Source organism: Desulfosarcina cetonica JCM 12296 (genome assembly GCF_001311845.1).
In the GTDB taxonomy this organism is placed as follows: domain Bacteria; phylum Desulfobacterota; class Desulfobacteria; order Desulfobacterales; family Desulfosarcinaceae; genus Desulfosarcina; species Desulfosarcina cetonica.
This window is the reverse complement of the sequence record NZ_BBCC01000020.1, coordinates 29,485-55,720: the sequence shown is the minus strand read 5'-3', so window position 1 is coordinate 55,720 and position 26,236 is coordinate 29,485. Positions and strand designations below refer to the sequence as shown.

Genomic DNA, 26,236 nt, shown 5'->3' with positions numbered 1-26,236 from the left:
CGACCGCCAGCATCGCCGCCGTCAGCCACGGCAGGATGTCTGATTTGCCCCGCCACATGCCGACGGTCAGGGCCGTGAAAACCGCCACAAAAGCAAAATCGAGGGCAAATTGCTCTGGATGGGCCACCAAAGCGCCCAGCCGATGGCCCAGCAGCGTACCCATGGACCAGACGCTGCACAGGCAGATGCCGCCACCCAGCAGAAATCCGGTGGTGGCCCGGCCGGTGCGACTGGCCGCCATGGTGACGGCCCAGTTCTCGTCGGCCACCAGGTGCATGATAGCGGCCTTGCGCGCCAGGGACGTACCCCGGAAAAGCGGCTCCAGTGATGCGCCGATAAGCAGGTAGCGCAGGTTAATGATCAGGACGGCCAGGGTCATCTCCACCACCGGTAGCGGCGGCGCCCACATCTCCACCATGACAAATTGGGCGGATCCGGCGAAAATCGACAGGTTCATGGCCAAAAGCTGCCCCCAGGTCAGCCCTTTCTGGGCCGCCAACATGCCCAGCACACTGCCGTATGCGCCAACACTGGCAGCCACCGGCAGGTTAGCCAGTACCCCTTTGCGCAAGTCGTCCAACATCGTGCGTCTCCTTTAGACGGACTTTTCAAACAGCCGCTTACAACTGCCCCAAAAGGATTGCGCCCACCACGCTGACAACAACCCAGAACAGCGCTTTGATCCGGCAACAGCTGGGCCCGACACCCACCGGCAAGCCGCCGGCGGGTGTCGATGAGTCCTCGGGTGAAAGCAGAAAACAGATCCGTGTCCAGGCAGGGTTTTCTTTTTCCGGTTTCATGGGCCTCCTCGCATTCGTTGTTGCCCTACTCTAACAAATCCAGTAGACAATAACAGATACAGTTGTTCTTATTTTTTTAAGTAACAGAATGGAGGCTTGATCGATGCCGGAAAACACCGCTGCCAGTTTTCGATATACCCGCCTGGCCGACGACCTGGAAGCCAGAATCCGGGATGGGGTCTACCGATCCGGCGAGAAGCTGCCGTCATTGCGCAAATTGCACGACCAGACCGGCCTGAGCATCACCACCGTCTACCAGGCCTATATCGAGCTGGAAAAGCGCGGCGTGGTCGTGCCGCGGCAGAAGTCCGGTTACTATGTCAAGCCCCTTTTGGACCGTATCCTGCCGCCACCCGAGACGCAGCAGTTGCACCCCGAGCCCAAACGCGTCACGGTCAATGCCCTGGCCTATGTAATCGTCGAGGACATGGGAAATCCGGAATTTCTCCAGCTGGGCGGGTCGACGGTCATGCCGGAGCTCCTGCCCTTCAAGGCCCTGACCCGCTGTTTGCGCACGGCCCCCCTGGAAACGATGAAACGCAGTCTGATGCGCTATGAAGACCCCTACGGCAATACCGAACTGAAGCGCCAGATCGCCAAACGCATGGTCGGACAAGCGCGCCAGGCCATGCTGGACGAAATGGTCATCACCAGCGGCTGCATCGAGGCCGTCAATCTGTGCCTGCGGGCCATTGGTGATGCCGGTGACACCGTGGTGGTGGAATCGCCCACCTACCTGGTTCCTGCAGATCATCGAGGATCAGAACAAGTTCGCCCTGGAGGTGCCCACCGACCCCCAGACCGGCATCGACCTGGATCAGCTGGACCAGGCCATCCGCGACAACGCCGTGGCGGCCTGTCTGATGGTGCCCAATTTTCACAATCCCCTGGGATTTGTCATGCCCGATGAGAAGAAAAAAGCGTTGGTGGCAATGATGGTGGAGAAGAACATTCCCATCATCGAGGATAACATCCACGGCGAACTCTATTTTGGCGGGCAGCGCCCCATGACGCTCAAATCCCTCGATCGCAAGGGCTGGTGCTCCACTGCGCCTCTTTTTCCAAGACCCTCTCACCGGGGTTGCGCGTGGGCTGGACCCTGCCGGGCCGTTATGCGGAGCGCGTCCGTCGCCTGAAGATGGACAGCACCGTGGCCTCGCCCACCCTAAACCAGGCTATCGTCGCCCGGTTTCTCAAGGAGGGCGCTTTCGACCGGCACCTGCGCCGCCTGCGCACGGCCCTGAAAAACCAGGTCACCAACATGGCCCTGGCCGTCGCCCGCTATTTTCCCGAGGGGACCCGAATCACGGCTCCGGCCGGTGGATTGACCCTGTGGGTCGAGCTGGATCGGCGGGTGGACGGCCTTAAGGTCTTTCACGAGGCCCGCAGGCAGAAGATCTCCATCTTTCCCGGCGCCATCTGCTCCACCACCGACCGCTACCGCAACTGCATCCGCATCAGCTGCGGCTATCCGTGGGATGAACACGTCGACGCGGGCATTCGCACCTTGGCCGATATCATCGCCGTCCAGTGCCGCCATTGAGCGGTGTATTTTCCGCTGGCGTCGAAAAGAAACGGCCCAGCACCTGCCCTCCGAAGCGGAAACCAAGACCGGTTGGTATTTTATCCTGTTTTTTCAATAGCTACGACGTATCCAACGACCCGCTGCACACCTATTTTTCTTTTACATGCTGAAAAAAAGATGACAGCTCGAAAGACTCCCCACCGCAGGTCAACGCCGCACCAACCACCCCATAACAGACTATATTTACAATAAATATCGATGTTCAGCCGCCTTTGGCATTAGCATTGCTGAGCATGGGCCAGGTGGCCGCGAACGTTTTGCGGCAATGGCGTCGTCCGTTGGCCTGTCCTGCTGTTGATCTTATTCAAGGAGAAAGCGCTCATGAAAGAATCCATTCAAACCATCTTCAATCCGAAATCGATCGCGATCGTTGGCGCCACCACGCGCCCCAACAGTGTGGGTCAGGCGGTCATGCGCAACCTGACTCGCGGTGAGTATCAGGGCGTGCTTTATCCGGTGCATCCGAAATTGAAATCCATTTACGGGGTCAAGACCTACCCGACATTGAGCGAAATACCGGATTCGATCGATTTGGTATTGATCATCGTCAAACCCAATTTGGTGCCCGCCCTGATTGAAGAAGCCGCCAACAAGGGCGCTTCCGGTGCCGTGATCATCTCTGCCGGTTTCAAGGAGATCGGCGGCGAGGGAGCGGCCCTGGAAAAACAGATCCAGGAAATCGCCGTCCGTCACCAAATCCGCTTGGTGGGCCCCAACTGCCTGGGGGTAATCAACACCGATGCCAATGTTCGCATGAATGCCAGCTTTGCCCGCATCATGCCCAGGCCCGGCAACATCGGCTTCATCTCCCAGTCCGGCGCCTTGTGCACCTCGGTGCTGGATTATGCCGAAGGCGCAAGATCGGCTTTTCCAAGTTCATCAGCTTCGGCAACAAAGCCGATGTCAACGAGATCGATCTATTGCGCTATCTGGGCGATGACCCCCAGACCAAGGTGATCTGCATGTACCTGGAAGATCTTTCCGCCGGCCAGGAATTCATCAAGGTGGCCAGCGATATCTCCTGGAACAAGGGCAAGCCGATTCTGGCCGTGAAGTCCGGCACCTCATCGGAAGGTGCCCGGGCCGCCGCCTCGCACACCGGGGCCCTGGTGGGGTCGGATTCCGCCTACGATGCCATCTTCCTGCAAAGCGGCATCCAGCGCGTGGAGGGCGTCAACGAACTGTTCCATTACGCCATGGCTTTTTCCCGGCAGCCCCTGCCCAAGGCGCCGGATCGCCATCGTCACCAATGCCGGCGGCCCGGGCATCATGGCCACCGATGCGGCGATTCGTTGTGGTCTCAAACTGGCCACGTTTTCTCCCGAAACCGAGGCCCAGCTCAAGGTTCACCTGCCGCCCACGGCCAATATCCACAATCCGGTGGACGTCATCGGTGACGCCACCCATGAGCGATATGAAATCGCCCTGAAAACCGTCATGATGGATGAGAATGTGGATGGCGCCATCGTTCTGCTCACGCCCCAGGCCATGACCGACATCCTCGAAACCGCCAAAATCGTTCCCAATGTGGCCAAACAAGTGGACAAGCCGATCCTCTGCTCGTTCATGGGCATTGTGGACGTTTCCGAGGGCGTGGCTTACCTTGAGAGCCACGGCATTCCCAATTACGTCTTTCCCGAGGCCGCCTCCCGTACCATGGCGGCCATGGTCCGCTTTGGCGAGCGCCTGACCATGGGCAACCGCATTCTGCCCACCCTTACCGTCCAGCGGGAACGGGCCAGTGAATTGATCGCGGCCAAGCTCAAGGGCGAAACAAAACGCTACCTGCCTGAAAGGGAGGCGGCCGAGCTCCTGGGATACTACGATCTGCCGCTGCTATACAGCCGCATGGCGGCGACGCCGGCCGATATCGATGCCGTCGCCGACCAGATTCGCTTCCCCGTGGCCATGAAGGTCGTTTCCCGCGATATTGTCCACAAGGTGGATGCCGGTGGGGTGAAGCTGAACATCACCAATGTGGAGCAGGCCAAGCAAGCCTTTAACGAGATTGTCGAAAATGGTTTGAAGTTCAACCCCGAGGCCAAGATTGACGGCGTCCTGATGCAGCAGATGGCCGGCAAGGGCGTGGAGGTCATCATCGGAAGCGTGCACAATCCCAAATTCGGTCCCATCATCATGTTCGGGCTGGGCGGCACGTTGGTCGAAGCCCTCAAGGATGTCACCTTCCGCCTGGCGCCCATGTTCATTGCCAGTGCAGACAACATGATCCGCGCCATCAAGACCTTCAATGTACTCCAAGGCGTGCGTGGCAATCCGCCGTCGGATCTGTTGGCCATTCGGGATTGCATCCTACGTGTCTCGACCCTGGTGGCCGATCATCCGGAAATCAGCGAGTTGGATATCAACCCCCTGATCGTCTATCCCGAGGGTCAGGGAGCCGTGGTGGCCGACTGCCGAATTTTGCTGAAGAGCACCACGGCCTAACCGGCCGGGCGGCCTCGGCGGTTTGCCGGAAACCCGGTTCGGTCCTTCCCCCCCCTTGTCCGATGCCACCCCACCCATCGGGCAGGGGGCCATTTATTTTGAGCCCGCATCATTTTTCCGAATCCGTCAACCTTCGCTGGTGGCGCCGAAATAGATCGCCGAAATCGCCAAGGCCACGCCGGCCCAGGCCAATGCGGTCGTTTCCCGCGCGAAAAAAGCACATCCCACACAAAGGAAAGCGATGGCTGCAGCAAAAGCAGCAATCCGGCAATGGCCGCCGGAATGCGGGGCAGGGAATGGGTGATCAGCAGCCAGCCCACGGTCTGGCTGAATAGCCCCAGGAGGACGAGGGCCACACCGCTTTGCAAATCCGGAATGGCAAAGGAATCACCGGTCCGCAGCATTTCAACGGCCAAAAAGGCGGCCGTAATAAAGGAAACAATCATCAGGCTGAGCACCGCCGATGGTTTGGAGGGGTGGGACTGGAGCTTGCGCAGCGCCACGAGGAAGCCCGTATAGAAAAATGCCGTTGAGAGTCCGTAAGCGATGCCGATGCGGTAATCCGGGCGCAATTGGTCCCATCGGATACCCACAATCATGAACAGGCCGGCCACCGCCAGGGGAACGGAAAGGATGAAGCGCAAGCGAATCCGTTCACGGTACAGCAACAGGCCGGCCACCGGTACCAGAAAAACCTCGAAATTGGCCAGGATGGTTGCCAGCCCCGGCCCGACGTAGGCGATGGCGCGGTGCCAGGAATAAAGATCAAGCGCGAAAAAAAAACCGGCCACCCCGGCCAGGCAAAGATTTCTCCAGCCCTGCCGTAAAGATTCGCGACGGCCCAGCAAAATCCAAAGCAGAAAGCAGCCCCCCAAAAAACCCGATAAAAGGCGGAGGCGGTGGGCGTGACATGGGACAGTTTGACCCATACCGCCGAGAAGCTGATCATTACCGCCCCCAGGGTGGTTTTCCAGATAGCCCGGTTTGGCGGCGGGCATATGGGCAGAGAAGTCCGCATGCGTCTTTATTTCCTTACGATAATGGGCGATCTGTCGAAATCGGTCCAAATCCGGTGACCGCGCGTCGCTGAACGAGGCTCGCATCTCTATCAGATCCCCTCCTCGCTTAGCAAGTGGCCAATGAACCATCAGCAGGAAGGACTGCCTAGGACATGGCCCCCAAAAGCCGGTCAGCGCATGGCATGCGGCTACCCGGGAGCCCTACCCGTGCCCCCTTGACGGATGAGCGTCGGGGTGGTACGCCTTAGAAACTGAATGCTAATCATTTATTTTTGGTTTATAAAGACGGTGAGATCGACTTTCGCCATTGAACCCTAACACAAAGAGGCAACTTCATGGAACGACCCTGCGGAGTGATTCTGACGTTGGCTGCGGTGTTCGCTATGATTCTGTTCTTTGGGCCTCCGGACACGGCGGCCGCGGACCCCACCATCAACCTCGGATGTGCCATTTCGTTTACCGGCGGGCAAAGCCGGACCGGTAAACTTTACCGCGATTCCTACGATATGGCCGTAGAACAGATCAATAAAACCGGGGGCGTGAACGTCGGCGGCAAGCGTTACCAGATGAAGATCATCTACTACGACGACAAGAGTGACCCCACCGAGAGCTCGAAGTTGGTGGAAAAACTGATTTCCGAGGACAAGGTCAATTTTCTTCTGGGTCCCTATTCCAGCGGCATTACGATCCCCGATAGCATCGTCGCCCAACGTTACCGGGTACCCATGATCGAAGGGGGTGGGGCGTCGGGTAAAATTTTCAGCAGGGGCAACAAGTACATTTTCGGCACCCTGCCGCCGGCCGGGCAGTATTTTAAATCGACCCTCGACATGCTCGAAACCTTGAAGCCGGCACCCAAATCCGTGGCGATCCTTTATTCGGACGACAAGTTCGACGTCAGCGTGGCGGAAGGGACCAAAAAACTGGCCAAAGGGATGGGACTGGACGTGGTGCTGTTCGAAAAATACTCTGAGGGAGCCACTGATTTTACTTCGCTTCTGACCAAGATCAAGTCCAAAAACGCCCAAGTGGTGCTATTGTCAGGCCACACCGAGGAGTCTCTGAATTTCACCCAGCAGGCCAAGGAACTCAACGTCTGTCCGAAGCTGATCGCCATGACGGTCGGGCCGTCGGAGGCCGATTTCCGACATTCGCTGGGAAAAGATGCGGAATACATTTACGGCGTGGCGAGCTGGTCGACCCAGATGAACTTCAAGGGATTGCTGTTCAGCGACACCCAGCAGTTCGTCCAGCAGTTCAAAGCCAAATTCGACTACGACCCCGACTACCACAACGCCAGCGGCATCGCGGATGTGGCGGTCTATAAAAATGCCATCGAGAAGGCCGGGTCCCTGGATCCGCAAAAAGTCAGAGACGCCATCGCGGCGACTGACCTGAACACGATTTACGGACGTGTCCAGTTCAGCCCAAACGGCCAGATCAAGGGAACCAGCGTGGTGCTCCAGATCCAGGGCGGAGAAATCTACCAGGTTTTTCCGACCGGCACAAAAACGCCGGTTTACCCGTTTACGTGTTGGACAGACAGATAATCCACTGTCCGCCGGGCTTCCAAAAGGCGCCTTCCGGGTATTGAATCAAACCGGGTCCTGATTTTCCGGGCCCGGCGCACGAGTGATAGAAATGCTTACGGAGAAACCGGTCCCATGCTGTTGCAGATATTGATCAACGGGCTGCTCAAGGGTGGACTCTATGCTTTGATGGCCATCGGGATGTCGCTGATTTGGGGCGTGATGGATATCATCAACATCGCGCACGGATCATTTATCATGCTTGGCGCATTCGTCACCTACTGGCTCTTTACCCTGCTGGGGATCGACCCGTTCCTGAGTCTGTTTTTCTCCGTCGGCCTGCTTTTCATCCTGGGCTACGGGATCCAACGCTATCTGATCAATTACGTCATCCGGGCCAGTGCATTCATCACCCTGATTCTGGCCTTTGGAATCGAGATCTTCATCAACAACCTGGCCCTGGTCGCTTGGACCGCCGATGTCCGCAAGGTGGAAGTCGCTTATGGCGCGGCCAATTTCAGCATCGGCCATTGGGTCACCATCCCCACCGTACGGCTGGTGGCCTTCGGTCTGGTCATCCTCATCAGCCTCCTGTTTTTCTTCATTCTCAACCGGACCCATCTGGGGCGCTCGATTCGCGCCACATCCCAGGATCTTGACGGGGCACGGCTGGTCGGCGTGGACGTGGCGCACACCTACGCGCTGACCTTTGGGCTTGGCATCGGCGCCGCCGGTGCCGCGGGAACGCTTTGGGCGATCCTGTTTCCGATCAGTCCGATGATGGGCGGGATCCTGACGCTGCGGTCTTTTGTGGTGGTTATCATCGGTGGTCTGGGAAGCATGCTCGGACCGATCATCGGCGGTCTGGCGCTGGGGCTCACCGAGTCTTTCGGCAGTAACTGGTTCGGATCGACCTATTCGGACCTGATCGGTTTTACAATCCTGGTGCTGGTCCTGATCATCCGGCCCAAAGGGATATTGGGGGGCACGGACTGAGGTGAAAACCAAAACGATTAAAATTCTTGTGGGTTGCGGGATCGGCTTGGTGCTCGCCGGTGCCTTTCCACTGGTGGACAATAATTTCGTCATCCGTTTCGGCACCGATATCCTGATGTTCGCCGTGCTGGCCAGCGCCTGGAACATCATCGGCGGCTACACCGGCTACGCCTCGTTCGGCAATGTCGTCTTTTTCGGTATCGGTGCCTATACCACCGCCATCTTGATGGAAAAAGGCGGACTGCCCTTTGCCGTGGCGTATCCGGCCGCAGGTCTTGGCGCGGCCCTCTTCGCCGTGATCATCGGGCTTCCCGTGCTGCGTCTGCGGGGCCACTATTTTGCCATCGCCACCCTCGGGGTTGCAGAGGCCATGAAAGCCCTGGTGCAAAACCTGGAGATCACCGAGGGAAACGCCGGAATTTACCTGCCGATGCTCGACTTATCGGTCCGGCATCAATACTGGTTTTTCTATTACATGATGCTCGCGACAGCGGTTTTGACCCTTTTGGCCACCCATCTGATGCTCAAGGCCAAGTTCGGCTATTCCCTGATTGCCATCCGGGAAAACGAACAAGCCGCCGATTCGGCAGGCATCAACACCACCGTCGCCAAGACCGCCGCCTTTGCCATGAGCGGTTTTTTCACCGGGTTGGCCGGCAGCGTCTACGCGTACCAACAGGCGTTCATTCAACCCGGTCCCGTGTTTAGCGTGGGCATGACCGTCAAGATGATCGTGATGGCCGTGTTCGGGGGGATGGGAAGACTCTTCGGTCCTTTGTTTGGCGCGGTGAGTATCGAGGTGATCTCGGAATTCCTGTCCGACTATTTTCTCGTGGCCCATTCCCTGTTCTTCGGTGCCCTGGTGATCCTGGCCATTGTGTTCACGCCCAAGGGCGTGATCGATATGGTCACCCGTCGCCGGTTCGGCATCGCCTATTTTCTTCAAAACATTCGGGAGCACCGGATCTGATAGAGAGGTGAATCAGGTGGCCGTACTTGAAGGCAACCATCTGACCAAACGGTTTGCAGGGCTCATCGCGGTCAATGCGGTCGACTTTCAAATCGAGGAAGGCGAAATCGTGGGGCTGATCGGGCCGAACGGTGCGGGCAAGACCACTCTGGTCAACGTGATTACCGGGATCTATCCACCCTCGGAAGGCGAAGTCTATTTCCGGGGCGAGCGGATTTCCGGCGAGAAGCCTTACCGGATCGGCCGCAGGGGGATCAGCCGCACCTTTCAGGTCGTCCAGCCTTTTCCCGGCATGACGGTCAAGGAGAATGCAGCCATCGGCGCCATGTTCGGCGCTGGCGGCAAGCAAAAATCGGCGCGCCAGGCCCTGGAACGCGCGGAACAAATTCTGGAATTCGTCGGACTGGCCGACCTGAAAGACAAAAGCTCCGATCAACTCAGTGTGGCATCCCGTAAACGCTTGGAGATGGCCAAGGCCCTGGCCATGGAGCCCCAGGTCGTGTTGTTCGACGAGGTTATGGCCGGTCTGAATTTCGGAGAAATTGACCAGGCCGTGGAACTGATTCGCAAGGTTCGGGACACCGGCAAAACCATCCTGGTGATCGAACACGTGATGCGGGCGATAAAAAGTGTCTGCGACCGCATCTTTGTCCTCCACCATGGTGAAAAGATTGCCGACGGCCCCGTCGACGAGGTGTTGAACAACGAAAACGTCATCCAGGCCTATCTCGGAAAACGCTACCGGCAACTGACCGGACAGGGAGAAGACTGATCGTGCTGCTGCAAGTCAACCGCCTTAGCGCCGGATACGGCGACGTCAAGGTGCTCTGGGATATCAATCTGGAAGTGCGGGAAAAACAGATCGTCTCGCTGGTCGGCGCCAACGGCGCCGGCAAGTCGACGCTGCTCAAGGTGCTCTCCGGCCTTCTGCCACCCGATGAAGGCCAGATCATCTTCCGGGATAAGGATATCACCGGAGCCGCGTCCAAGGCAATTGTCGACCGGGGAATCATCCATGTCCCTGAGGGACGACGGTTGTTTCCCCAGATGACGGTGGAGGAAAATCTCATCATGGGCGCATTCAGTCGCCGTCGATCGGGGGGCATCCAAAAAAGCTTTCCCGTATTTACGATATCTTTCCCCGGCTCAAGGAGCGCGCGAACCAGAGTGCCGGAAGCATGTCGGGTGGCGAGCAGCAAATGTGTGCCATCGCCCGGGGACTTATGGGCGACCCGCAGCTGATCCTCATCGATGAAATGTCCATGGGGCTGGCACCGCTCATCGTGGACAACCTGATCGACGTCGTCAAGTCCATCAACAGTCAGGGCACCGGGGTTTTACTGGTGGAACAAGACGTCCAGCTGGCCTTGGACAATTCCCATTATGGATACGTTCTGTCTACCGGGAAAGTAGCCATGCAGGGCGAGTCGAAACGTCTGCTGAAAAATAAAGAGATCAAAGCCATCTACCTGGGGATGTAGCACCGTCGGACGACGGCCTCTCGCGGTTCCCACCCACCAGCCAAGCTTGACGGCACCAGACAACCCATTCAATGCGGACATCAGGCATCAAGGTAGAGGGTCTGGCTGCCGACCCGGATTTGGTTGGGGGCGAACCGCGCATCCTGGGTAATGACGATCTCTTCCAGATGATAGGCCGCCTGCAAGTGCCGCAAATTGCGTTTGTTCAATCCCTGAACACGGGACACCATTCGGGGGTGAGTCACGATGGATAGGTTTCGGGGAGGATCCTGGCCATGCGCCAGGACGCCCTGAATGGCATCCAGGACAATTTCGCTGTATACCAAATGGCCGAACGCCGGGTGGTAGGGACCGGCCAGCAGGCTTGCCGGGTCGGCCAACCCATCCGATGCCTGCAGCCCCATGCGCACCACGGGAATCCGTTGGGCCTTGAAAATCAAAAAGAGCTGTTTGACCAAGGTGACGCAGGCATCCAGGGCCATGGGATGGTACCGGCCGCAACGAAACAATTCCGCCAGTGGACTGCCCGCCAAGACGAGGGTCGGATAAATCCGCACAAAATCCGGCTTCAGGGCGGCCAGCGCATGGGCGGTAGCGATCGCACCGGCATCGTTATCCCCTGGCAGGCCAACCATCATCTGGAGCCCCAACTGATATCCGCGTGCTTTGATCAGCGCGGCGGCCCTGACCGTGTCCATGGCCCGATGGCCCCGCGCGGCAGCCTTGAGCACGGAATCGTGCATGGATTGAACGCCTAACTCGACCGTTGATACGGGATCGTCGGCAATGGCGGCCAAGCTTGCGGGGTGATCGTATCCGGCCGCGTGGAAAAACGCAGGCTGTCCACCTCACCCCGTCGGACAAAGGGAACCGCCGCATTCAGCAGTGCCTTGATCGTATCGGGTGAAAGCCCAAGGAAGTTACCGCCAAAAAAAGAGATCTGAATGGATGCATACCGCTTTTTGGCATGCTTGAGAAAGCGTTTTACCTCGGTATGCAGGGCTTCCGCCGTCGGTGTCTGCGCCGATTTTCCGGTAATCGTTCGCTGGTTGCAGAAAACGCATTGGTGGGGGCATCCCATGTGGGGGATGAAAAACGGAACGATCAGGTGTCGGTCGAGCGGTGCGCGATTGCCATTGGGTTTCATGCTTGATTGGCAGAGGGTCGATCAAGCTGTTCAAGGCCTGAACGGGCGGCCTCCTGTTCGGCCATTTTTTTGCTTTTGCCATCTCCCTCGGCGGAGATTCCGGCTACCGTCATGCGCACCCTGAAGGTTTTATCGTGATCGGGACCGCTGGAGCCCACCACCTGATAGCGTGGGATCTGTCGATAGATCGATTGGACCCGTTCCTGCAACCGGCTCTTGTAGTCGGTTGCATAACGGCTACGGTTGGTGCTGCGCAGACGCTCGCGAAACCGTTTTTCGACGAAATCAAAGGCGGCATCGAATCCACCATCCAGGTAAATGGCGGCAATCAGTGCCTCCATCGCATCGGCCAGGATCGAGTTCTTCTCCCGCCCTTCGGTCAGGGCTTCGCCCTTACCCAGGAGCAGGTGCGGCCCGATTCCGATTTCCCTGGCAATGGCGGCAAGCCGGGTTTCGTTGACCAAGAGAGCCCGGTTCCTGGAGAGTTCCCCTTCGGTCATCTCCGAATAACGCGCCATCAACAAATGACTGATCACCAGGTTCAAGACGGCATCGCCCAGAAATTCGAGCCGCTCGTTGCTCTGCATGTCCGCTTGCGGTTGCTCATTCACATAGGAGCTGTGGCAAAGGGCGTGCGTCAAGTGCTCCGGGACTTCAAACCGGTAGCCCAGTGCTGCTTCCAGCTCTTCCCGCAAGGCAGTTTCCATGTTGGTAGCGTTCATGCGCATGCTTTCAGACAGGCGACCAGTGATGTATACAAGGCATAGGGCACATGCAGCCGGCCATCACCGACCCCCATGCAAATCCCTGGCGTGGCATCGCCATGAAAATCCGATCCGCCGGTAATCAACAGATCGTGTTTATGGGCCAGGCGGCAGTATTCGGCGGTAAGCGCGGAAGAATGATCGGGATAATAGGCCTCGATCCCCTGCAGGCCCATTGCTTTGAGGGTCAGTAAGAATTTCTCGAAAAGATCCGAATCGGTAATTCCATTGAGAATGGGATGCGCCAGCACGGCAATGCCGCCGGCCTGACGGATGGCATCAATGGCTGCGTCCATCGGCGCTCGGTATTTGTGGACATAGGCCGGTTTGTTTTTGCCCAGAAAACGATCAAAGGCATCATCGATGGACGTGGCGAGTTTCTTTTTGATCATCAGTTGGGCAATGTGCGGTCGTCCGGCCATGGCATCGCCCACCACCGCAGCCAATTCATCCATGCTCAGGTCCATGCCCAGGGCATTGAGCCTTGCAATAATCTGGGGGTTGCGGTCTTCCCTGGCCTGCTGCAATTGATCAAGCAAGCTGCTGAGGACCGGATTGCCAAGCGCGATGCCGTATCCAAGAATATGGACACTACCATTCATCCGGTAACCCGGGGGGGCTGCCGCGCTGATTTCGATGCCGGTCAGGAATTGAAGTGCAGAAGGAATACCGCCGTTTATGGCGGCAGCCGAACCGGAAAGGGTGTCGTGGTCGGTGATGGCAATGGCTTTCAAACCGAGCTTAACCGCCATTGTCAGAATTTCGGATGGCGTCAGGGAACCGTCAGAGGCCGTGGAGTGAATATGTAGATCAATACCGGGCTGTCCGTCAGATGCCAAGGGCTTTCTCAAAAGCCTCCTCTTTGGTCTTGCAGTCAATGCACTGCGTGGTGACCGGTCTTGCCTTGAGCCGCTCAATGGAGATATCCTCGCCGCATTTTTCACAGATTCCAAACGTGCCGTTTTCGATGCGGTCAAGCGCCTTTTTGACTTTATTGATCAACTTGTACTCACGGTCGCGAATCCGTAGCATGAAATTGCGATCCGATTCCAAGGTGGCCCGATCGGTAGGGTCCGGAAAATTTTCCTTCTGTTCCGTCATTCCCGAAACGGTCTCGCCTGCATTACTCAACAGTTCCTGCAACCGCCGATGAAGAAGCTCTTCAAAAAATTTCAGATCTTTTGGGTCCATCGCTCAATCCTGAAACCGTAAAAGTGAGTGTGATTAAGAAATTTAAAAATTAACACAAGGATATGAGCATGTAAAGCAAAATTGTCAATCCGGAAACCAGCTGAAAAAATGATATTTTATTTATAATTCAAGATGTTGCTTTTAAGTCCGGCAGTAGGGGGAAATTCCTCAGGCTAACCGCATTGGGTTTATAGGTAATTTTTTTTCACGGTGGCGACGGGTAAGCATGTCAAATATCCCATGAAAAATGCCAAATGGTGGTATTTCTGACGATTTATAATCGCTATCAGCCTTCCATCTTGGGTCTCAAGCAAGGGCCTTGGACAATGTCTCCAATGATTTCAGGTTGCTGACATTGTAAACCTGGCATGCATAATCCGCCGGAACGATTTTTTTAAGCAGACCGGCCAGCACCTTTCCCGGCCCGACTTCCACGAAAACCGTTACCGCTTCCTCGACCAACCGGCAAACCGTGTCGTACCACCGCACCGGGCTGCACAATTGGCGCGCCATGAGTTGCCGGATCGCGTCGGCATCGCTGCAACTGTCCGCCGTCACATTGTGAATCACCGGGTGCGTCGGCGATGCAAAGGGAATCGTCATCAGAAAAGCGCCGAATTCGGCTTCGGCGCCCTTGATCAGGTCGCTGTGCCAGGCCCCACTCACTTTCAACGGAATCGCCCGCGCCCCTTTGGACTTCGCCGCCGCCGAGACGGCAGCCACGGCCTCGGGCGAACCGGTGATCACGATCTGCTCGGCGGAATTGTGGTTGGCGACGGAAACCACTCCCGATGTCGGGTTTTCTTCCACCAACTGGTTGACCGCTTCGATATCCAGCCCGACAACGGCGCTCATGGCGCCTTTGAAACGGGTCGCCTCACGGTGCATCAGCTCGCCGCGTCGAAACACCAAGCGCAGGGTATCTGCCATGGAAAGGACGTTGGCGGCTTTCAGGGCACTGTATTCCCCCAGGCTGTGGCCAGCCGAGAAGGCACAATCGATACCGGCGCGTTGGATGGCCGTCAGGCAGGCCAGGTTGACCGCCGTCACCGCCGGCTGCAGGTTGACCGTTTCGGTCAGGGTTTCCATGGGACCGTTGAAGCAGTATTTCGAAATGTGGGTGCCGGCAATATCATCGGCGGCATCAAAGATCTCCCGCACGACGTCGTATTCCTGAAACAGATCTTTGCCCATGCCCACTGCCTGGGAGCCCTGCCCGGGAAACAAAAAGGCGATTTTCTTCAAAGCATTCCTCCGTCTGGTCATCGATCCGGCGGCACGGGCCATAGCCCCTTGAAAGCCACGGACGATCCGGGTTCGTCGTAAGGTTGCGGTCAATCCAGATTGAACAATTTACGCGTGAGATCAAGCGAAACCGATTTGTCGCCATAACAGCCATTTTTCTTTAAAAATCGGGTCGGTTCGTGCAGGATTTTGTTGACCAGGGCGTCGGTCATGCGTTTGACCGCCTGTTTGTCCGCATCCGGGAGGTGGTCCAGCGTGGCCAAGGTTTTTTCCAGCTCCTGGCGGGCCAGGGCTTCCACCTTGCCGCGTAGCGAAACGATGGTCGGCACCACGGCCAACGTATCGTACCATTTACGAAAGCCGATCACGGCTTCATCGATGATTCTTTGGGCCTTGACGGCTTCCCGCTGCCGGTCTTCGATGTTGTCGTCAACGATCCCCTTGAGGTCGTCGATGTCGTAAACATAGGCGTTGTTGATCCGGTTGATGGCCGGATCGATGTCCCGCGGAACGGCGATATCGATAAAAAAGAGGCTGCGGTTGCGCCGGTTGCGCATGGCGTCCTTGATCTGTTCCCTGCGCAAGACATATCCCGTAGCACCGGTCGAACTGATCACGATGTCTACGTCTTTGATAAAATCAACGATCTCCTCGAATTTGATCGCCTGGCCGGAAAACCGCTCGGCCAGCTCGACGCCCCGCGCAAAGGTTCGGTTGGCCACCGTAATGGCCCCGACGCGGTTTCGAATCAGGTGCTCGACGGCCAGTTCGGCCATTTCTCCGGCACCGATCAGCATCACCCGCTTGCCGGCCAGATCGCCGAAGATCTTTTTACCCAGCTCGATGGCGGCATAGCTGATGCTCACCGCGTGGTCGCCGATGCCGGTTTCCGTACGGACTTTCTTGGCCACAAAAAATGTGCGGTGGAGCAACTTGTTCAGAATGACGCCGGAAGTCTTCTCCAGGGTGGCCTTGCGATAGGCTTCTTTCATCTGGCCAAGGATCTGCGGTTCCCCCACCACCATGGAATCCAGGCTGGCGGCCACCTGAAAGGTATGCCGCACGGCATCTTCCCCCACGTACTGATAAAGGGAGGATTCGAACTGGGAAAGGGGAACGTCTTTGAATGTCGCCAGGAATTGCTTGGCCGCCGAAATTGCCGACAGCCTTCATCGGCGGCCATCAACAGTTCAATGCGGTTGCATGTGGAAAAAAGAACGGATTCGCCGATGGCCGGATGAGCGCCCAATGCTTTCAACGCCCGTTCGGTTTCCTCGGTCGTGAAGGCAATACACTCCCGAACATCCACGGAAGCGGTTTTATGATTCAGTCCAATCAGTACGATATCACGCATGGTCACGATCGTTAGCGGTCTTCGGCGGGCATTACCAAATGCTTCGGAAAACCGTTTTTACCTTCGTTCGCCTACATGGCCGTAAAAACCCCATGATGGCCTTTAAGCAAAAAGTTCACCCCTAAAAAAGTGAACAACATCACGCCAAAACCGACGATGGCCATGAGGGCGGCCCGCCGGCCACGCCAGCCCACGGTCAGGCGCTCGTGGAGCAGGGCGGCGTAAAAAAGCCAGGTAATGGCCGCCCAGACCTCTTTCGGGTCCCAGCTCCAGAAATGCCCCCAGACCGTCTTGGCATAGATCACACCGGTAATCAAACCCACCGTGATCATCGAAAACCCGGTGACGATGCAGGCATAGCCAACGACATCCAAAAGGTCGAGGGACGGCAGCCGACTGAAGAAAAAGCCCCTGGTTTTCTTTTTGATGGCATTTTCCTGGAGCAGATACAGCAAACCCAGACCGCCGGCCAAGGCAAGTGCCGCGTTGCCCAGGAAGGCGGTGATGATATGGGCCGCGAGCCACCAGCTTTTGAAAAGTTGCGGGTCATGGGCCGCCGGCTGGGGCATCTGGTGGGCGGCGATCATGGTCAGGGTGATGAGGGGCGCGGCATAAATGCCGAGGATCTTCAGCTTGAACCGCCAGGAAAAAACCAAAAAGACCGCGGCAAGCGCCCAGGCGGTCACCGATAGGGTCTCATGCAAATTGTTCACCGGAAAAATACCGGTCCGGACGCCGCAAACCACCAACGATACCGAGTGAAGGAGGAAAGCCGTCAGCATCAGCCCCATGGCCAAGCGGTGCAGGGGTGCCCGCTGAAAAAAAGATAACCGAGGTAACCGGCGCAGCTAAGCAGGTAGAAAACCGTGGCGATGATGAAAACAGGCTCCATGTCACTCCTTGGGCGCCCGATCGGCCATCAACTGGTCGACCGTAAAGCCAGGGCCCAACACATGTGCCAGCAGTTGGTCAATGCGGTCGGTCTTCCCATCCTTGACCCGATTGAGCAGATCTCCGGCGATCAATGCCTCGAATAGGGCTTATGCGCTTCCGGCGCATGGGCCTCGGCCAGCAATTTGGTCCGGATCGCCCCCATCAGCTCCAACAGGGTGCCATATTCGGGACCGAATTCCGATTCCAGGCGCTGGCGGATGTGTTTGGCGAAAGCCGGGCTTTTCCCCGCCGTCGAAACGGCCATCATAAAATCACCCCGCCGGACGATTGCCGGAAGGGTGAAATTGCAAATCGCCGGCCGATCCGCAATATTGCACAAAATGTGAAACCGCTCCGCATCCGCATGGATTCGCCGGTTCAAGGCCTCATCATCCGTGGCCCCGATGACCAGAAATTGGCCCTCCATATCTGAGGAACGATAGGACCGCTGTTTCAGCACAATCTGCCCGTCGGCCGCCAAAGTTGCCAACCCGGCCGTTGCCTCGGGGCTGACCACCGTCACCGCGCCGCCGCATTGGAGCAGGGTCTTTACCTTACGGGCGCCCACACGGCCGCCCCCGACCACGAGGCACGGTCGCCCCTGAATATCAAGATTTATGGGATAATAACGCATTTCCAAAGCTTCCTGGAGTATCGTCCGCAACGGCAATCAAAGCGTCAGGCGCATCAGGTCCCGAGCCAGCACAATCGGACCATTATAGGTGCTTCGGCATTGTTTTTCAATATCAACGGCGTCGCAGGCCGGATAAAAATGGGTCAACACCAGACATCTGACCGCAGCCGCGCGGGCAATCCGGCCTGCCAGGGAGGGGATCAGATGGCCATCCACCTTCTGGCCGTCCGGATAGGCCGCCTCACAGACCAGCATGTCCGCATGGTCGGCGATTTTAATCAGATTGTCACAATCGTCGCTGTCTCCCGAATAGACCAGCACGCGCCCCGCCGCATCCTCCACCCGATAGGCAAGGCTTTCCGGCCGATGGGCGACGGGCAGGGACGTCACCTGGAAAAAAGGCGTGTCGAAATGATCATATCCCGCCGTGTCCAGTTCGACCACCGCCAACCTATCGGGTGGCAAGGTGATCCAATGCCCATAAACGCCCTTGAGTTTTTCAAAAAACCGACTAAAGCCGGTTCCGGCGAAAATGGTCAGCTTCCGCTTTTGGGGCGAAGGCTTCGGATATTTCAGGGCGAACAAAAAGGCCGCCAGCTCTCCGATATGATCGGGATGAAAATGACTGAGGAAAAGGTGGGAAATATCAAAAATGGAAACCCCGGCTTCGAGAAGCCGGCGCATGACACCGGCCCCACAATCGAACAGCAGGTTTTCTTCACGGGTTCGCATCAGAAACGAGCTGGGATTTCGTAAAAGCGAGGGGACGCAGGTACCCGATCCGAGAATGACGATCTGACTTTCCATGGAAAGATTGCTCCTATGTTCGAACAGGATCCGAAGATTGCACAAAATGTAGACGGCGAAAAATGAAAACGACCCTTTCTTGTCGAAATACCCAGAACCGAAAAATGGCGCCTCCCAATGGCGCCTTCCTTTAAAAAGGCATGATACGATGGCGCCTCGCTGAAGACAACCATAAGCGACCAAAGGATTCCGGCGGGTGCCGCCCCCGATGACGAAAGGTGTTCGTTTTTGAACACTTAACCTGTCAAAGCGGTCGAATTGAAATTAAGATACGGACGAACAATCATGACGCTTGACAATACTGAATTCGATTTGCTATTTCTGCGGCTGTCCGAGGAGAGGGTGTTTTTCTAATCACAAGCGGCGCGGTACGTTTCTTCCTTTCGCGCAAAACCGCTTGTGTCCTATTTGTCTCATTCATCAGCATCGTTAATTATATTTGAGCGAATTCGTTCGCCCTCAGGCTGCGTGGCGTTTGGTGAACAAGAGAACCGATGAAAAAAACGGAAACGTGCTTTTTTCGATTACAAGGAAGATCGGGATTGGGTCGAAAACCTGACCGTGGTCATGCAGCTGGGACTGACCATGGCCGGCTGCATTTGTTTTTGTTTCTTCATCGGTCACTACTTGGACAAATTGCTGAAATTTCGGGGCGTGTTTACCACGATATTCATTCTCCTTGGCGTCGCCGGTGGGGCGAATGTCTGCTACCGGCAGATAATTGAGGTGACGGATCCCAAAAAAAAGGAAGATCCCGATGATCCCCGCATCGACCGTTCGTAATCTTCAAAAAAATTATGGGGCTAAATCCCTGGCCCTGGCAATTTTCGTGGGTCTGGGATTTTTGATTCTGGGCTACCCGACGGTTTGCCGGGGCGTGGTGCTGGGGGCCGTATTCAGTACGCTCAATTTCGTCTGGATGTCCCTGACCCTCCACAAGCAAATCAAGGCCGACCGGGTGAAAGCCTCCATCTCATCGTTTATCAACCTCTGCTGTCGTTATGCTTTCATCGCCATTCCGGTGGTGGTTGCCATCAAGTTTCCCAGGTTTAATCTCATTGCAACCATTGCCGGTCTGTTTACGGTTCAAGTGGTTATTCTGGCTGATCATCTCTATCGCAATTTCTTCTTTTCCGGGGAAGGTGAAAAAGGCGCATTCACATGGAAGAATTAGGAAAGGTACACCAGCTCATCGTTCCTTTGCTTGGTCACAAGATGACATTCAATCTAGATGCCATTGCCTACACATGGATCGTCATGATTCTACTCATCTTGTTCGGCATCTTCAGCACCCGCAAGAGGAGCATGGTGCCAAAAACCATGCAGGTGCTTGGCGAACTGTTCGTTTCCAAGCTGTACGATCTGACCGAAGATGCCTTGGGGGAAAAACTGGCGAAAACCTATGCCCCACTGACAATAGCCCTTTTCATGTTTCTGGTGTTGTGTAACTGGATCGGCATCATTCCCCATCTCGAGGAGCCCACCAAGGATCTGAACACCCCACTGAGCCTCGGCGTCTTGGGTTTTGTCATCGCCCATTATGTCGGCATCAAAAGCAAGGGGATCAAGGATTACACCAAGGAGTATTTCGAGCCGTTTTTCATCATGATGCCCCTGAACCTGATCGGGGAGTTGGCAAAGATTGTCTCCATCTCCTTTCGTCTTTTCGGCAACATCATGGGGGGATCCATCATCATCCTGGTGGTTTCCCATCTGTGTTTCAGCATTCTGCTGCCACCGTTTCTCAATGCCTTTTTCGGCCTTTTCGTCGGCGCGATTCAAGCCTTTGTATTTACCATGCTAACGATCGTCTACATCTCGGTACAGGTAAAATAAGACATGACTTTAGATATCGAAATAGGTGTCAAGATAGCGACTTTTGTGGGTGCCGGAATTTCCATGGGGATGGGAGCCATCGGTGCGGCCATCGGCGAAGGGTATACGGCGGCGGCGGCCAATTCCGCCTTATCGCGCAACCCCGACAATGCCGGCGATATACTAAAGAATATGTTGGTGGGTCAGGCTGTTGCGGAATCCGCCGCTATTTTTTCATTGGTCATCGCCATGCTACTCCTTTTCTCTTCCACACCGAATCCCCAGCCCATCACCATCTGGGCCTATTTAGCGGCCGGCCTTTGCATGGGATTCGGCGCCATCGGTTCGGGGGTCGGTTCCGGGTTTCCCGCGGCTTCCGCCTGCGAAGGTATGGCCAGGCAGCCTGCCGCCGGCAGAAGATTGACCACCAGCATGCTGGTGGGGTCTGCCGTGTGCCAGACAACGTCGATTTATGCATTGGTCATCGCCTTGATCCTGATGTTTTTTGATTTCACCAAACAACCTTTCGGGCCGACCTGGGCGGCACTGATGGGTGCGGGCCTGTCCACGGGCATCGCGGCCATCGGTCCGGCCATCGGCGAGGGGAAGGTGGCCGGCGCCTGTTGCGAAGGCATCGCCAGAAATCCATCTTCTGCCGGCCCGATTACCAATTTGATGTTGCTCGGCCAGGCGGTCTCTGAAACCACCGGCATCTATGGGCTCTTAATCAGTTTCATCCTGCTGTTTAAAGGCTTTGCCGCCACACCGGATTTGGCTCCGGCTTTCGGGCTGGTTTCGGCCGGCTTATGCATGGGACTGGGCGCCATCGGGCCCGGCATCGGTGAAGGACTTGCGGCGAGCAGCGCCGTTTCGTGGCTCGGGCGCAATGCGGAAGCCCAGCCCATATTGATTCGCAGCATGCTGGTGGGCCAAGCGGTTTCCGAATCCACCGGTATCTATTCGTTTGTCGTTGCCTTGGTTTTAATTTTTGTGATGTAAATTCGCCGGTGCTAGACGTAGCGGCGGGAACTTATAATGAATTCTTCAACTGGAGGGAAACATGGCTATTGAGGGTGTAGACATCGTAAAAGCAGCTGCATTTTTGGGTGCCGGAATTTCAATGGGTTTAGGCGCCATCGGCCCGGGCGTGGGTGAAGGCATGGCAGCCGCCAAGGCGTGTGAAGCCATCGGGCGCAACCCCCAGGAAGCAGGCCTCTTGACAAGAACCATGCTCGTGGGTCAGGCCGTTTCCGAGTCGACCGGGATTTATTCCCTCGTGGTTGCCTTGCTCCTGCTGTTTGTTGTCTAAATCAAGGCTTTGTGAACGTCTTTCTTTTTCGGATCGTGGGCGTATCTGGATAAGGCCGTCCCAACCTGCACAGATGGAGTAATGGATCATGGAGATCATCAGCGCTACGGCACTGATCAGCATCAATGAAACCTTCTTTATCCAACTGATATCGTTTTTGATTTTTCTGTATGTGATGAACCGGATCATGATTCAGCCGCTGATCAGCATGCGGGATGAGCGGAACACGTACTTCGAAACGATCAGTACGGATATTGAAACGGCGAAGTCGAACCTTGACACGCTGAACAGGGATCTCGATGCTCAGCGGAAAAAACTTCTCAAAGAAGCCAATGAGGTGGTCAGCAAGCTGGAGGAGGAGGCGGATCAAGATGCTTCAACAATCGTCGCATCGGCGCGGACGGATATTACCGATTTACGCAACGCCACCGAGGCGAAGGTCAACGAGCAATTGAAAACGGCCCGCTCGCAGTTGCAAGGAGAAGTTGAGTCACTCACCACCCTGGTCATGGAAAAAGTACTGCATCGGAGGCTGCAATGATCACCTACCGGCGGATTGAGGCGCACGACAACAAAACGTGGCCGGCCATACTCACGTTTCTATCCCTGGTGTTGCTGCCCGGAATAGCCCTGGCAGCCAGCCCGGAATGGCGCGCGCCTTATGATCTGGCAATGAAATGGTTCAATTTCATCCTCCTATCGGCCGTGATCTACAAATACGGCCGGGGGCCCATGAAGCAGTTTCTCAGCGGGCAAAAGGAAGAGACCGCCACCGAACTGAAGGCCCTGGAGGATGAAAAGGCGCGTTACATTGATGAAATCAATGCAGCTCGGCTTCAAACCGAGGAAAACCAGCAGCGGCTGCTTGAAATGAAAGATCGCTTGATCGCCCAGGGCGAAGCCATAAGCAGGCAGTTATCGAGCAGGCCCACAGTCAGAGCGCCGCCATGATCGAAGCGGCCCGCGCCAAAATGGAAACGCGCATCCTCCAGGCAAAAACAAAACTTAAAATGGAGTTGGCCGACATGGCCTTCGAACAGGCCACCACGCGTCTTCCAGGATTGATTACGGATATCGACAATCAAATGTTTCTGGATAATTACATGAAGGGCATGCAAATCGAGCAAGACCAAGTGTAATCCCCCTGCCGCCATGCGCGGTTGGGTTTGATACACGGGTAAAAAGTCGCATTTGCGACGGATGCGTAAAAATTCAAACGAAGCGATCGACGCCAGCAGCTGTAATCCGATGCAGCTACTGGCGTTTTGCTTTTTTCCAAGGAACCGCCCGCCATAGATGGAGATGGATTTAACGCAAAACCATCAATGGGTCTGTGGGGTACTTGGCTTGCCCCAACGGGCATTGAACATATTTTTGTAAACCATCTGGAACATGGTTTCCAGTAGGGTGGACGCCGGCAGCTTACAGGGAGAGACCAGCCTTGCCAGCAGCGCCTGGTGATCGGTCGCTTTTTGTTTAAGACGGTACAGGTCGTTGAGAAAAGCGACCATTTGGGGAGCCAAGTCGCGATGCGCCTCAGAAAGCTCGGCGCCGCGTTGCCAGCGTTCTATCTGCCGGGAAAGCACCGGCCCTTCCGCCGTCAGCAGAAAAGATTTGTTTTTCTCACTCTTAAGAAGTGATGATTCACAAACCGTCCGCGTAATCAGCCGCTCAACGGACAGCGCCTCTCGTTCCACCGCTTCCCGAAACACCGCAACCATCGCATCCGGAATCTGCAATTGAAGTTGGTTCAGTGTTTCGCCGAAAGCGGCCAGTTGCGTTTTGAGATCCATCGTCGCCGCCGACCAGAATTTATGACTCATGGCCTTGACCGTTTCCTCATCGGGATCTGTTTTCGAACGTCCAGACTTGAGAATCTTCAATACTTCCGGGAAGGAACGGGCAGCGCGCGGGAATAGATTTCTTCCCGTAACCGCCTTGAAAATGATCGCCAGGGTGGCAAACCAATCCTGAAAATGAAGGGCTTTGGCCGGACTTCCGAAATAAAGCGCGATGGTATCGTTATTCAGCATATGCAAAGGGGTCGCATAAAGCGGGGTCCCACCGAGAAGCGGTTGGGCAATGTGGCCATCTCTTGTGGGTATCAACGAAACAGCGGTTTCAACATCAATCACACCAATGGTGAAATCATCTGCGTTATTTAAAAAGATGGGATAATTGTCCGGATCGGCAGCCAGAAATAGATTGTCGGGTTTAAGATCGCGCAGGGCGACTTGCTTTTCGGACAAAAGGCAAAGCAGTTGCAACATGTTTGAAGCGATGTTTTCGATCTGAAACCGGCTTTTCAGAAAAACCAGCATCTCCACATGGCGCTTCAGAAGCCGAATCAGATTGTCCGCCGCCTTGGGGTGGCGTTTGAAAATTTGCCCAAAACCTTTTCTGAGTTGTTCGAATAGCGTCGGATCAAGCCCCTTATCATCTCTCGGATCGTCGTCTCCGGCAAGGGTTACGAGAAAGCAGTTTTTAATTTGATAGGGAAGCACCTGTTCCGCCTGATCAGCGTCCCCGATGATCCGTTTTGCCTCCGCCTCGCAGTGTTGATAGAGGGTTTGGAGACTTTCAAAAACAGGCAACGCATCCAAACCATAGCGGCTGGTAAAGGCCTCCTGATCCCAAATCGCATCAGAAATCGCTCGGATTTCATCCCCGATCCTGGCCTTGGAACCGTGCAGTTCATCGATCACGCGACCTAAAAAGAAATTGTTGCTCAATTCCATGAAAAAAGCGAAGTGGCCGCCGATTTTGAGATCGTCCTGGAACTCGGTGTTTCCCTCGATGAGCCGGATATACTGTTTCTCCAATTGTTCGCTGGTCAGGCTCGAGGCATAGGGCAAGGTCTTGATCTTCTTGAGGACGACGGATACCATCGGGACAATGCAAGCGATAGGTGCGAGCTGCGCGGCAATTTGCAGCTCTCGGCGGATAGCGGTTACATATTTTGTAATGTCGGTCACCGGAGATGGGGGTATCTTGACCACCATAGGCGTATCGTAAATCACGTAAAAACATTTGCTTTTACTACCGGACTCCTCCCCCAGCGGGCCGATCGACATGCGCCGGGTCAACCAATCATTCGCGCCTTTTAGACCTAAATCGAACGTTTTCATTTTCCGCTTCGCAGAATCGGGCGTCATTGAAAAACGCGCCGGCGCATCTTTCAAAAATCCATTCTGGATTTTATATAATTCCAAGAAAAACAGCGCGATATCGCGAAGATGGGAGGATTCCTGATTTTTCGGGGAAACGGTGCGGATCATCTCCTCGGTGGATCGGGCGTTCAAACCGACCATCGCCCCCCCAGCCGCTTTTTTACCCATATTGGAAAAAAGGGCGCGACCCAACCGCATGAAAAGGGCAAAGCAGAAAAATATGGCTAAAAAAATAAGGAGGCGGGCATCAATGATGCGGTTTATGCCGTGCGGTGTTCCCAGGGCATTCAGAAATCGTTGCTTGTATTGGTCGACAATCAGGCGTACCGCTGTCCTTTTTTCTACCCGCACCGAGCCGACCGAGGCGACATCACGCTTCAGGAACATGCCGCTCTTGCCGTCGACTTCGTAATAAATGAGTTGACCCGAATCGTTGACGTGATCTACGAGAAACGGTTCCCCTCCCTTAATATAGATCACCCCACGGTCGACCCATTCATTCAACTCCAAAGAAGAGGTCCATAGGGCGCAAAGCATCGCAACCACGACGAGAAAAAACCATTTTTTCATCGCGCTGACGTCCATATCACATGCATGAAGGGTATTTTATCGAACAATGTCCGGGCGACGGGCGACATATTGAAGCACCACCGATCCGATTTTGATAATATCCATGTCTTCCAAACGTACCGGGCCTTGAATGGCCTTCCCGTTGATTTTTGGCCGAATCCACCCGCTGTGGTGAGTGATGTAGTAATGTTGCGGCGTTTTGCTGATCACCGCCGCCGGATCGCCGGCCAGGAAAGAAAAAAAACCACCCATGACGATATCGCAGTGATGGGTCCGGCCGATGGTGATCAGACTTTTTACCAAATCGAAACGGCCACTACCTCCGGCTAAGAACGCCACATACGCCTGCGCCTCAGGTATTTCAGGAATATCGCCACTTTCAGCGAGCATCCGGCGATAAAGTTCCGTATCCATGAACATCGTGTGGTCCGGTCCCGGGTCACCGGGTAAGGCGGTCGTTTTCAAACCGCCA

At 55.7% G+C, this 26,236-nt stretch carries 35 protein-coding genes and 2 pseudogenes; 20 read left to right on the top strand and 17 right to left on the bottom strand.

Annotation, left to right across the window (positions count from 1 at the left end):
- Positions 1-583: AzlC family ABC transporter permease (locus JCM12296_RS07025; protein ID WP_054691259.1), on the bottom strand; the 583-nt coding region annotated here is incomplete at its 3' end.
- A 37-nt stretch (positions 584-620) separates the two neighbouring features.
- A complete protein-coding gene (locus tag JCM12296_RS07020; RefSeq protein ID WP_054691258.1) occupies positions 621-800 on the bottom strand; it encodes a hypothetical protein in 180 nt (59 codons plus the stop codon).
- Positions 801-903: 103 nt separating this feature from the next.
- Between JCM12296_RS07020 and JCM12296_RS47160 the strand changes: the two genes are divergently transcribed.
- The 6 genes and pseudogenes from JCM12296_RS47160 (at position 904) to JCM12296_RS43710 (ending at position 4,830) form a co-directional block, all read left to right on the top strand.
- A complete protein-coding gene (locus JCM12296_RS47160) occupies positions 904-1,710 on the top strand; it encodes an aminotransferase class I/II-fold pyridoxal phosphate-dependent enzyme (RefSeq protein WP_054691257.1) in 807 nt (268 codons plus the stop codon).
- Positions 1,649-1,936, top strand: coding sequence for an aminotransferase class I/II-fold pyridoxal phosphate-dependent enzyme (locus JCM12296_RS47155; RefSeq protein WP_281491944.1), 288 nt, complete (start codon positions 1,649-1,651; stop codon positions 1,934-1,936). Before JCM12296_RS47160 ends, JCM12296_RS47155 begins: the two co-directional genes overlap by 62 nt.
- On the top strand, positions 1,888-2,343 hold the full coding sequence (locus JCM12296_RS47150; protein WP_281491943.1) for an aminotransferase-like domain-containing protein: 456 nt from the start codon (positions 1,888-1,890) through the stop codon (positions 2,341-2,343). Before JCM12296_RS47155 ends, JCM12296_RS47150 begins: the two co-directional genes overlap by 49 nt.
- Before the next feature lie 363 nt (positions 2,344-2,706).
- Entirely contained in the window at positions 2,707-3,342 is a 636-nt protein-coding gene (locus JCM12296_RS43720; protein WP_246804048.1) for a CoA-binding protein, read from the top strand.
- A pseudogene (locus JCM12296_RS43715) lies at positions 3,246-3,530 on the top strand (CoA-binding protein); the annotation flags it as partial. The gene JCM12296_RS43720 and the pseudogene JCM12296_RS43715, both read left to right, overlap by 97 nt.
- A gap of 124 nt (positions 3,531-3,654) precedes the next feature.
- Positions 3,655-4,830, top strand: coding sequence for an acetate--CoA ligase family protein (locus tag JCM12296_RS43710; RefSeq protein WP_246804047.1), 1,176 nt, complete (start codon positions 3,655-3,657; stop codon positions 4,828-4,830).
- On the opposite strand, the gene JCM12296_RS06995 is transcribed toward JCM12296_RS43710, so the two are convergent.
- Positions 4,827-5,933: a DMT family transporter gene (locus JCM12296_RS06995; protein WP_246804046.1), complete on the bottom strand. Its 1,107-nt coding sequence runs from the start codon at positions 5,931-5,933 to the stop codon at positions 4,827-4,829. The genes JCM12296_RS43710 and JCM12296_RS06995 overlap by 4 nt on opposite strands.
- A gap of 251 nt (positions 5,934-6,184) precedes the next feature.
- On the opposite strand from JCM12296_RS06995, the gene JCM12296_RS06990 reads away from it, so the two are divergent.
- The 6 genes from JCM12296_RS06990 (at position 6,185) to JCM12296_RS41475 (ending at position 10,825) form a co-directional block, all read left to right on the top strand.
- Complete coding sequence (locus JCM12296_RS06990) at positions 6,185-7,399, top strand: amino acid ABC transporter substrate-binding protein (RefSeq protein WP_054691254.1); 1,215 nt, start codon at positions 6,185-6,187, stop codon at positions 7,397-7,399.
- 114 nt (positions 7,400-7,513) lie between these two features.
- Positions 7,514-8,374 (top strand): branched-chain amino acid ABC transporter permease, encoded by an 861-nt coding sequence (locus tag JCM12296_RS06985; protein ID WP_054691253.1) that lies wholly within the window; start codon positions 7,514-7,516, stop codon positions 8,372-8,374.
- A 1-nt stretch (position 8,375) separates the two neighbouring features.
- A complete protein-coding gene (locus tag JCM12296_RS06980; RefSeq protein WP_054691252.1) occupies positions 8,376-9,344 on the top strand; it encodes a branched-chain amino acid ABC transporter permease in 969 nt (322 codons plus the stop codon).
- A gap of 16 nt (positions 9,345-9,360) precedes the next feature.
- Positions 9,361-10,116 carry an ABC transporter ATP-binding protein gene (locus JCM12296_RS06975; RefSeq protein ID WP_054691263.1) on the top strand — a complete coding sequence of 252 codons (756 nt, stop codon included), beginning with the start codon at positions 9,361-9,363 and terminating at the stop codon, positions 10,114-10,116.
- A gap of 2 nt (positions 10,117-10,118) precedes the next feature.
- Complete coding sequence (locus tag JCM12296_RS06970; RefSeq protein ID WP_218187996.1) at positions 10,119-10,586, top strand: ATP-binding cassette domain-containing protein; 468 nt, start codon at positions 10,119-10,121, stop codon at positions 10,584-10,586.
- Entirely contained in the window at positions 10,523-10,825 is a 303-nt protein-coding gene (locus JCM12296_RS41475) for an ATP-binding cassette domain-containing protein (protein WP_218187995.1), read from the top strand. The genes JCM12296_RS06970 and JCM12296_RS41475 overlap by 64 nt, the downstream gene beginning before the upstream one ends.
- Positions 10,826-10,905: 80 nt before the next feature.
- Here the strand turns inward: JCM12296_RS41475 and JCM12296_RS06965 are convergent, their stop codons facing one another.
- The 12 genes and pseudogenes from JCM12296_RS06965 to JCM12296_RS06920 form a co-directional block, all read right to left on the bottom strand.
- On the bottom strand, positions 10,906-11,622 hold the full coding sequence (locus JCM12296_RS06965; protein WP_340147741.1) for an ELP3 family radical SAM protein: 717 nt from the start codon (positions 11,620-11,622) through the stop codon (positions 10,906-10,908).
- Positions 11,580-11,972 (bottom strand): ELP3 family radical SAM protein, encoded by a 393-nt coding sequence (locus tag JCM12296_RS06960; protein ID WP_054691250.1) that lies wholly within the window; start codon positions 11,970-11,972, stop codon positions 11,580-11,582. The genes JCM12296_RS06965 and JCM12296_RS06960 overlap by 43 nt, the downstream gene beginning before the upstream one ends.
- Positions 11,969-12,694, bottom strand: a complete 726-nt coding sequence (gene rnc, locus JCM12296_RS06955) for a ribonuclease III (RefSeq protein WP_054691249.1) — start codon at positions 12,692-12,694, stop codon at positions 11,969-11,971. The genes JCM12296_RS06960 and rnc overlap by 4 nt, the downstream gene beginning before the upstream one ends.
- A complete protein-coding gene (locus tag JCM12296_RS06950; protein ID WP_054691248.1) occupies positions 12,691-13,575 on the bottom strand; it encodes a PHP domain-containing protein in 885 nt (294 codons plus the stop codon). Before JCM12296_RS06950 ends, rnc begins: the two co-directional genes overlap by 4 nt.
- Positions 13,565-13,927: an RNA polymerase-binding protein DksA gene (gene dksA, locus JCM12296_RS06945; RefSeq protein WP_054691247.1), complete on the bottom strand. Its 363-nt coding sequence runs from the start codon at positions 13,925-13,927 to the stop codon at positions 13,565-13,567. The genes JCM12296_RS06950 and dksA overlap by 11 nt, the downstream gene beginning before the upstream one ends.
- 306 nt (positions 13,928-14,233) lie before the next feature.
- Positions 14,234-15,172, bottom strand: a complete 939-nt coding sequence (gene fabD / locus JCM12296_RS06940) for an ACP S-malonyltransferase (protein WP_083455918.1) — start codon at positions 15,170-15,172, stop codon at positions 14,234-14,236.
- 89 nt (positions 15,173-15,261) lie between these two features.
- Positions 15,262-16,308 carry a glutamyl-tRNA reductase gene (gene hemA / locus JCM12296_RS06935; protein WP_306303977.1) on the bottom strand — a complete coding sequence of 349 codons (1,047 nt, stop codon included), beginning with the start codon at positions 16,306-16,308 and terminating at the stop codon, positions 15,262-15,264.
- A gap of 92 nt (positions 16,309-16,400) precedes the next feature.
- A pseudogene (locus JCM12296_RS48920) lies at positions 16,401-16,526 on the bottom strand (hypothetical protein); the annotation flags it as partial.
- A gap of 71 nt (positions 16,527-16,597) precedes the next feature.
- On the bottom strand, positions 16,598-17,308 hold the full coding sequence (gene ccsB / locus JCM12296_RS06930) for a c-type cytochrome biogenesis protein CcsB (protein ID WP_246804043.1): 711 nt from the start codon (positions 17,306-17,308) through the stop codon (positions 16,598-16,600).
- A gap of 111 nt (positions 17,309-17,419) precedes the next feature.
- Entirely contained in the window at positions 17,420-17,551 is a 132-nt protein-coding gene (locus JCM12296_RS47145) for a hypothetical protein (protein ID WP_281491942.1), read from the bottom strand.
- Positions 17,548-18,093: a precorrin-2 dehydrogenase/sirohydrochlorin ferrochelatase family protein gene (locus JCM12296_RS06925; protein ID WP_157067423.1), complete on the bottom strand. Its 546-nt coding sequence runs from the start codon at positions 18,091-18,093 to the stop codon at positions 17,548-17,550. Before JCM12296_RS06925 ends, JCM12296_RS47145 begins: the two co-directional genes overlap by 4 nt.
- 36 nt (positions 18,094-18,129) lie before the next feature.
- Positions 18,130-18,900: an MBL fold metallo-hydrolase gene (locus tag JCM12296_RS06920; RefSeq protein WP_054691261.1), complete on the bottom strand. Its 771-nt coding sequence runs from the start codon at positions 18,898-18,900 to the stop codon at positions 18,130-18,132.
- 567 nt (positions 18,901-19,467) lie between these two features.
- Here JCM12296_RS06920 and JCM12296_RS06915 point away from each other — a divergent pair.
- The 8 genes from JCM12296_RS06915 to JCM12296_RS06880 all read left to right on the top strand — a co-directional run bounded on the left by JCM12296_RS06915 (position 19,468) and on the right by JCM12296_RS06880 (position 23,163).
- Positions 19,468-19,683, top strand: a complete 216-nt coding sequence (locus JCM12296_RS06915) for an AtpZ/AtpI family protein (RefSeq protein ID WP_083455915.1) — start codon at positions 19,468-19,470, stop codon at positions 19,681-19,683.
- Entirely contained in the window at positions 19,658-20,074 is a 417-nt protein-coding gene (locus JCM12296_RS06910; RefSeq protein WP_054691245.1) for an ATP synthase subunit I, read from the top strand. The genes JCM12296_RS06915 and JCM12296_RS06910 overlap by 26 nt, the downstream gene beginning before the upstream one ends.
- A gap of 41 nt (positions 20,075-20,115) precedes the next feature.
- Positions 20,116-20,736: a F0F1 ATP synthase subunit A gene (atpB, locus tag JCM12296_RS06905; RefSeq protein WP_246804042.1), complete on the top strand. Its 621-nt coding sequence runs from the start codon at positions 20,116-20,118 to the stop codon at positions 20,734-20,736.
- A 3-nt stretch (positions 20,737-20,739) separates the two neighbouring features.
- Positions 20,740-21,714, top strand: coding sequence for an ATP synthase F0 subunit C (atpE, locus tag JCM12296_RS06900; RefSeq protein ID WP_054691243.1), 975 nt, complete (start codon positions 20,740-20,742; stop codon positions 21,712-21,714).
- 61 nt (positions 21,715-21,775) lie between these two features.
- Positions 21,776-22,024 (top strand): ATP synthase F0 subunit C, encoded by a 249-nt coding sequence (gene atpE, locus JCM12296_RS06895; protein WP_054691242.1) that lies wholly within the window; start codon positions 21,776-21,778, stop codon positions 22,022-22,024.
- An 88-nt stretch (positions 22,025-22,112) separates the two neighbouring features.
- Positions 22,113-22,565, top strand: coding sequence for a F0F1 ATP synthase subunit B family protein (locus tag JCM12296_RS06890; protein WP_054691241.1), 453 nt, complete (start codon positions 22,113-22,115; stop codon positions 22,563-22,565).
- Positions 22,562-22,975, top strand: a complete 414-nt coding sequence (locus tag JCM12296_RS06885; RefSeq protein ID WP_054691240.1) for an ATP synthase subunit B family protein — start codon at positions 22,562-22,564, stop codon at positions 22,973-22,975. Before JCM12296_RS06890 ends, JCM12296_RS06885 begins: the two co-directional genes overlap by 4 nt.
- Positions 22,972-23,163 carry a hypothetical protein gene (locus JCM12296_RS06880; RefSeq protein ID WP_054691239.1) on the top strand — a complete coding sequence of 64 codons (192 nt, stop codon included), beginning with the start codon at positions 22,972-22,974 and terminating at the stop codon, positions 23,161-23,163. The genes JCM12296_RS06885 and JCM12296_RS06880 overlap by 4 nt, the downstream gene beginning before the upstream one ends.
- Before the next feature lie 183 nt (positions 23,164-23,346).
- Here the strand turns inward: JCM12296_RS06880 and JCM12296_RS06875 are convergent, their stop codons facing one another.
- Together JCM12296_RS06875 and JCM12296_RS43705 are read right to left on the bottom strand one after the other, a co-directional pair.
- Positions 23,347-25,764 (bottom strand): protein kinase family protein, encoded by a 2,418-nt coding sequence (locus JCM12296_RS06875; RefSeq protein WP_054691238.1) that lies wholly within the window; start codon positions 25,762-25,764, stop codon positions 23,347-23,349.
- A gap of 36 nt (positions 25,765-25,800) precedes the next feature.
- Positions 25,801-26,178, bottom strand: coding sequence for an FHA domain-containing protein (locus tag JCM12296_RS43705; RefSeq protein WP_246804041.1), 378 nt, complete (start codon positions 26,176-26,178; stop codon positions 25,801-25,803).
- Positions 26,179-26,236 lie beyond the last annotated feature (58 nt).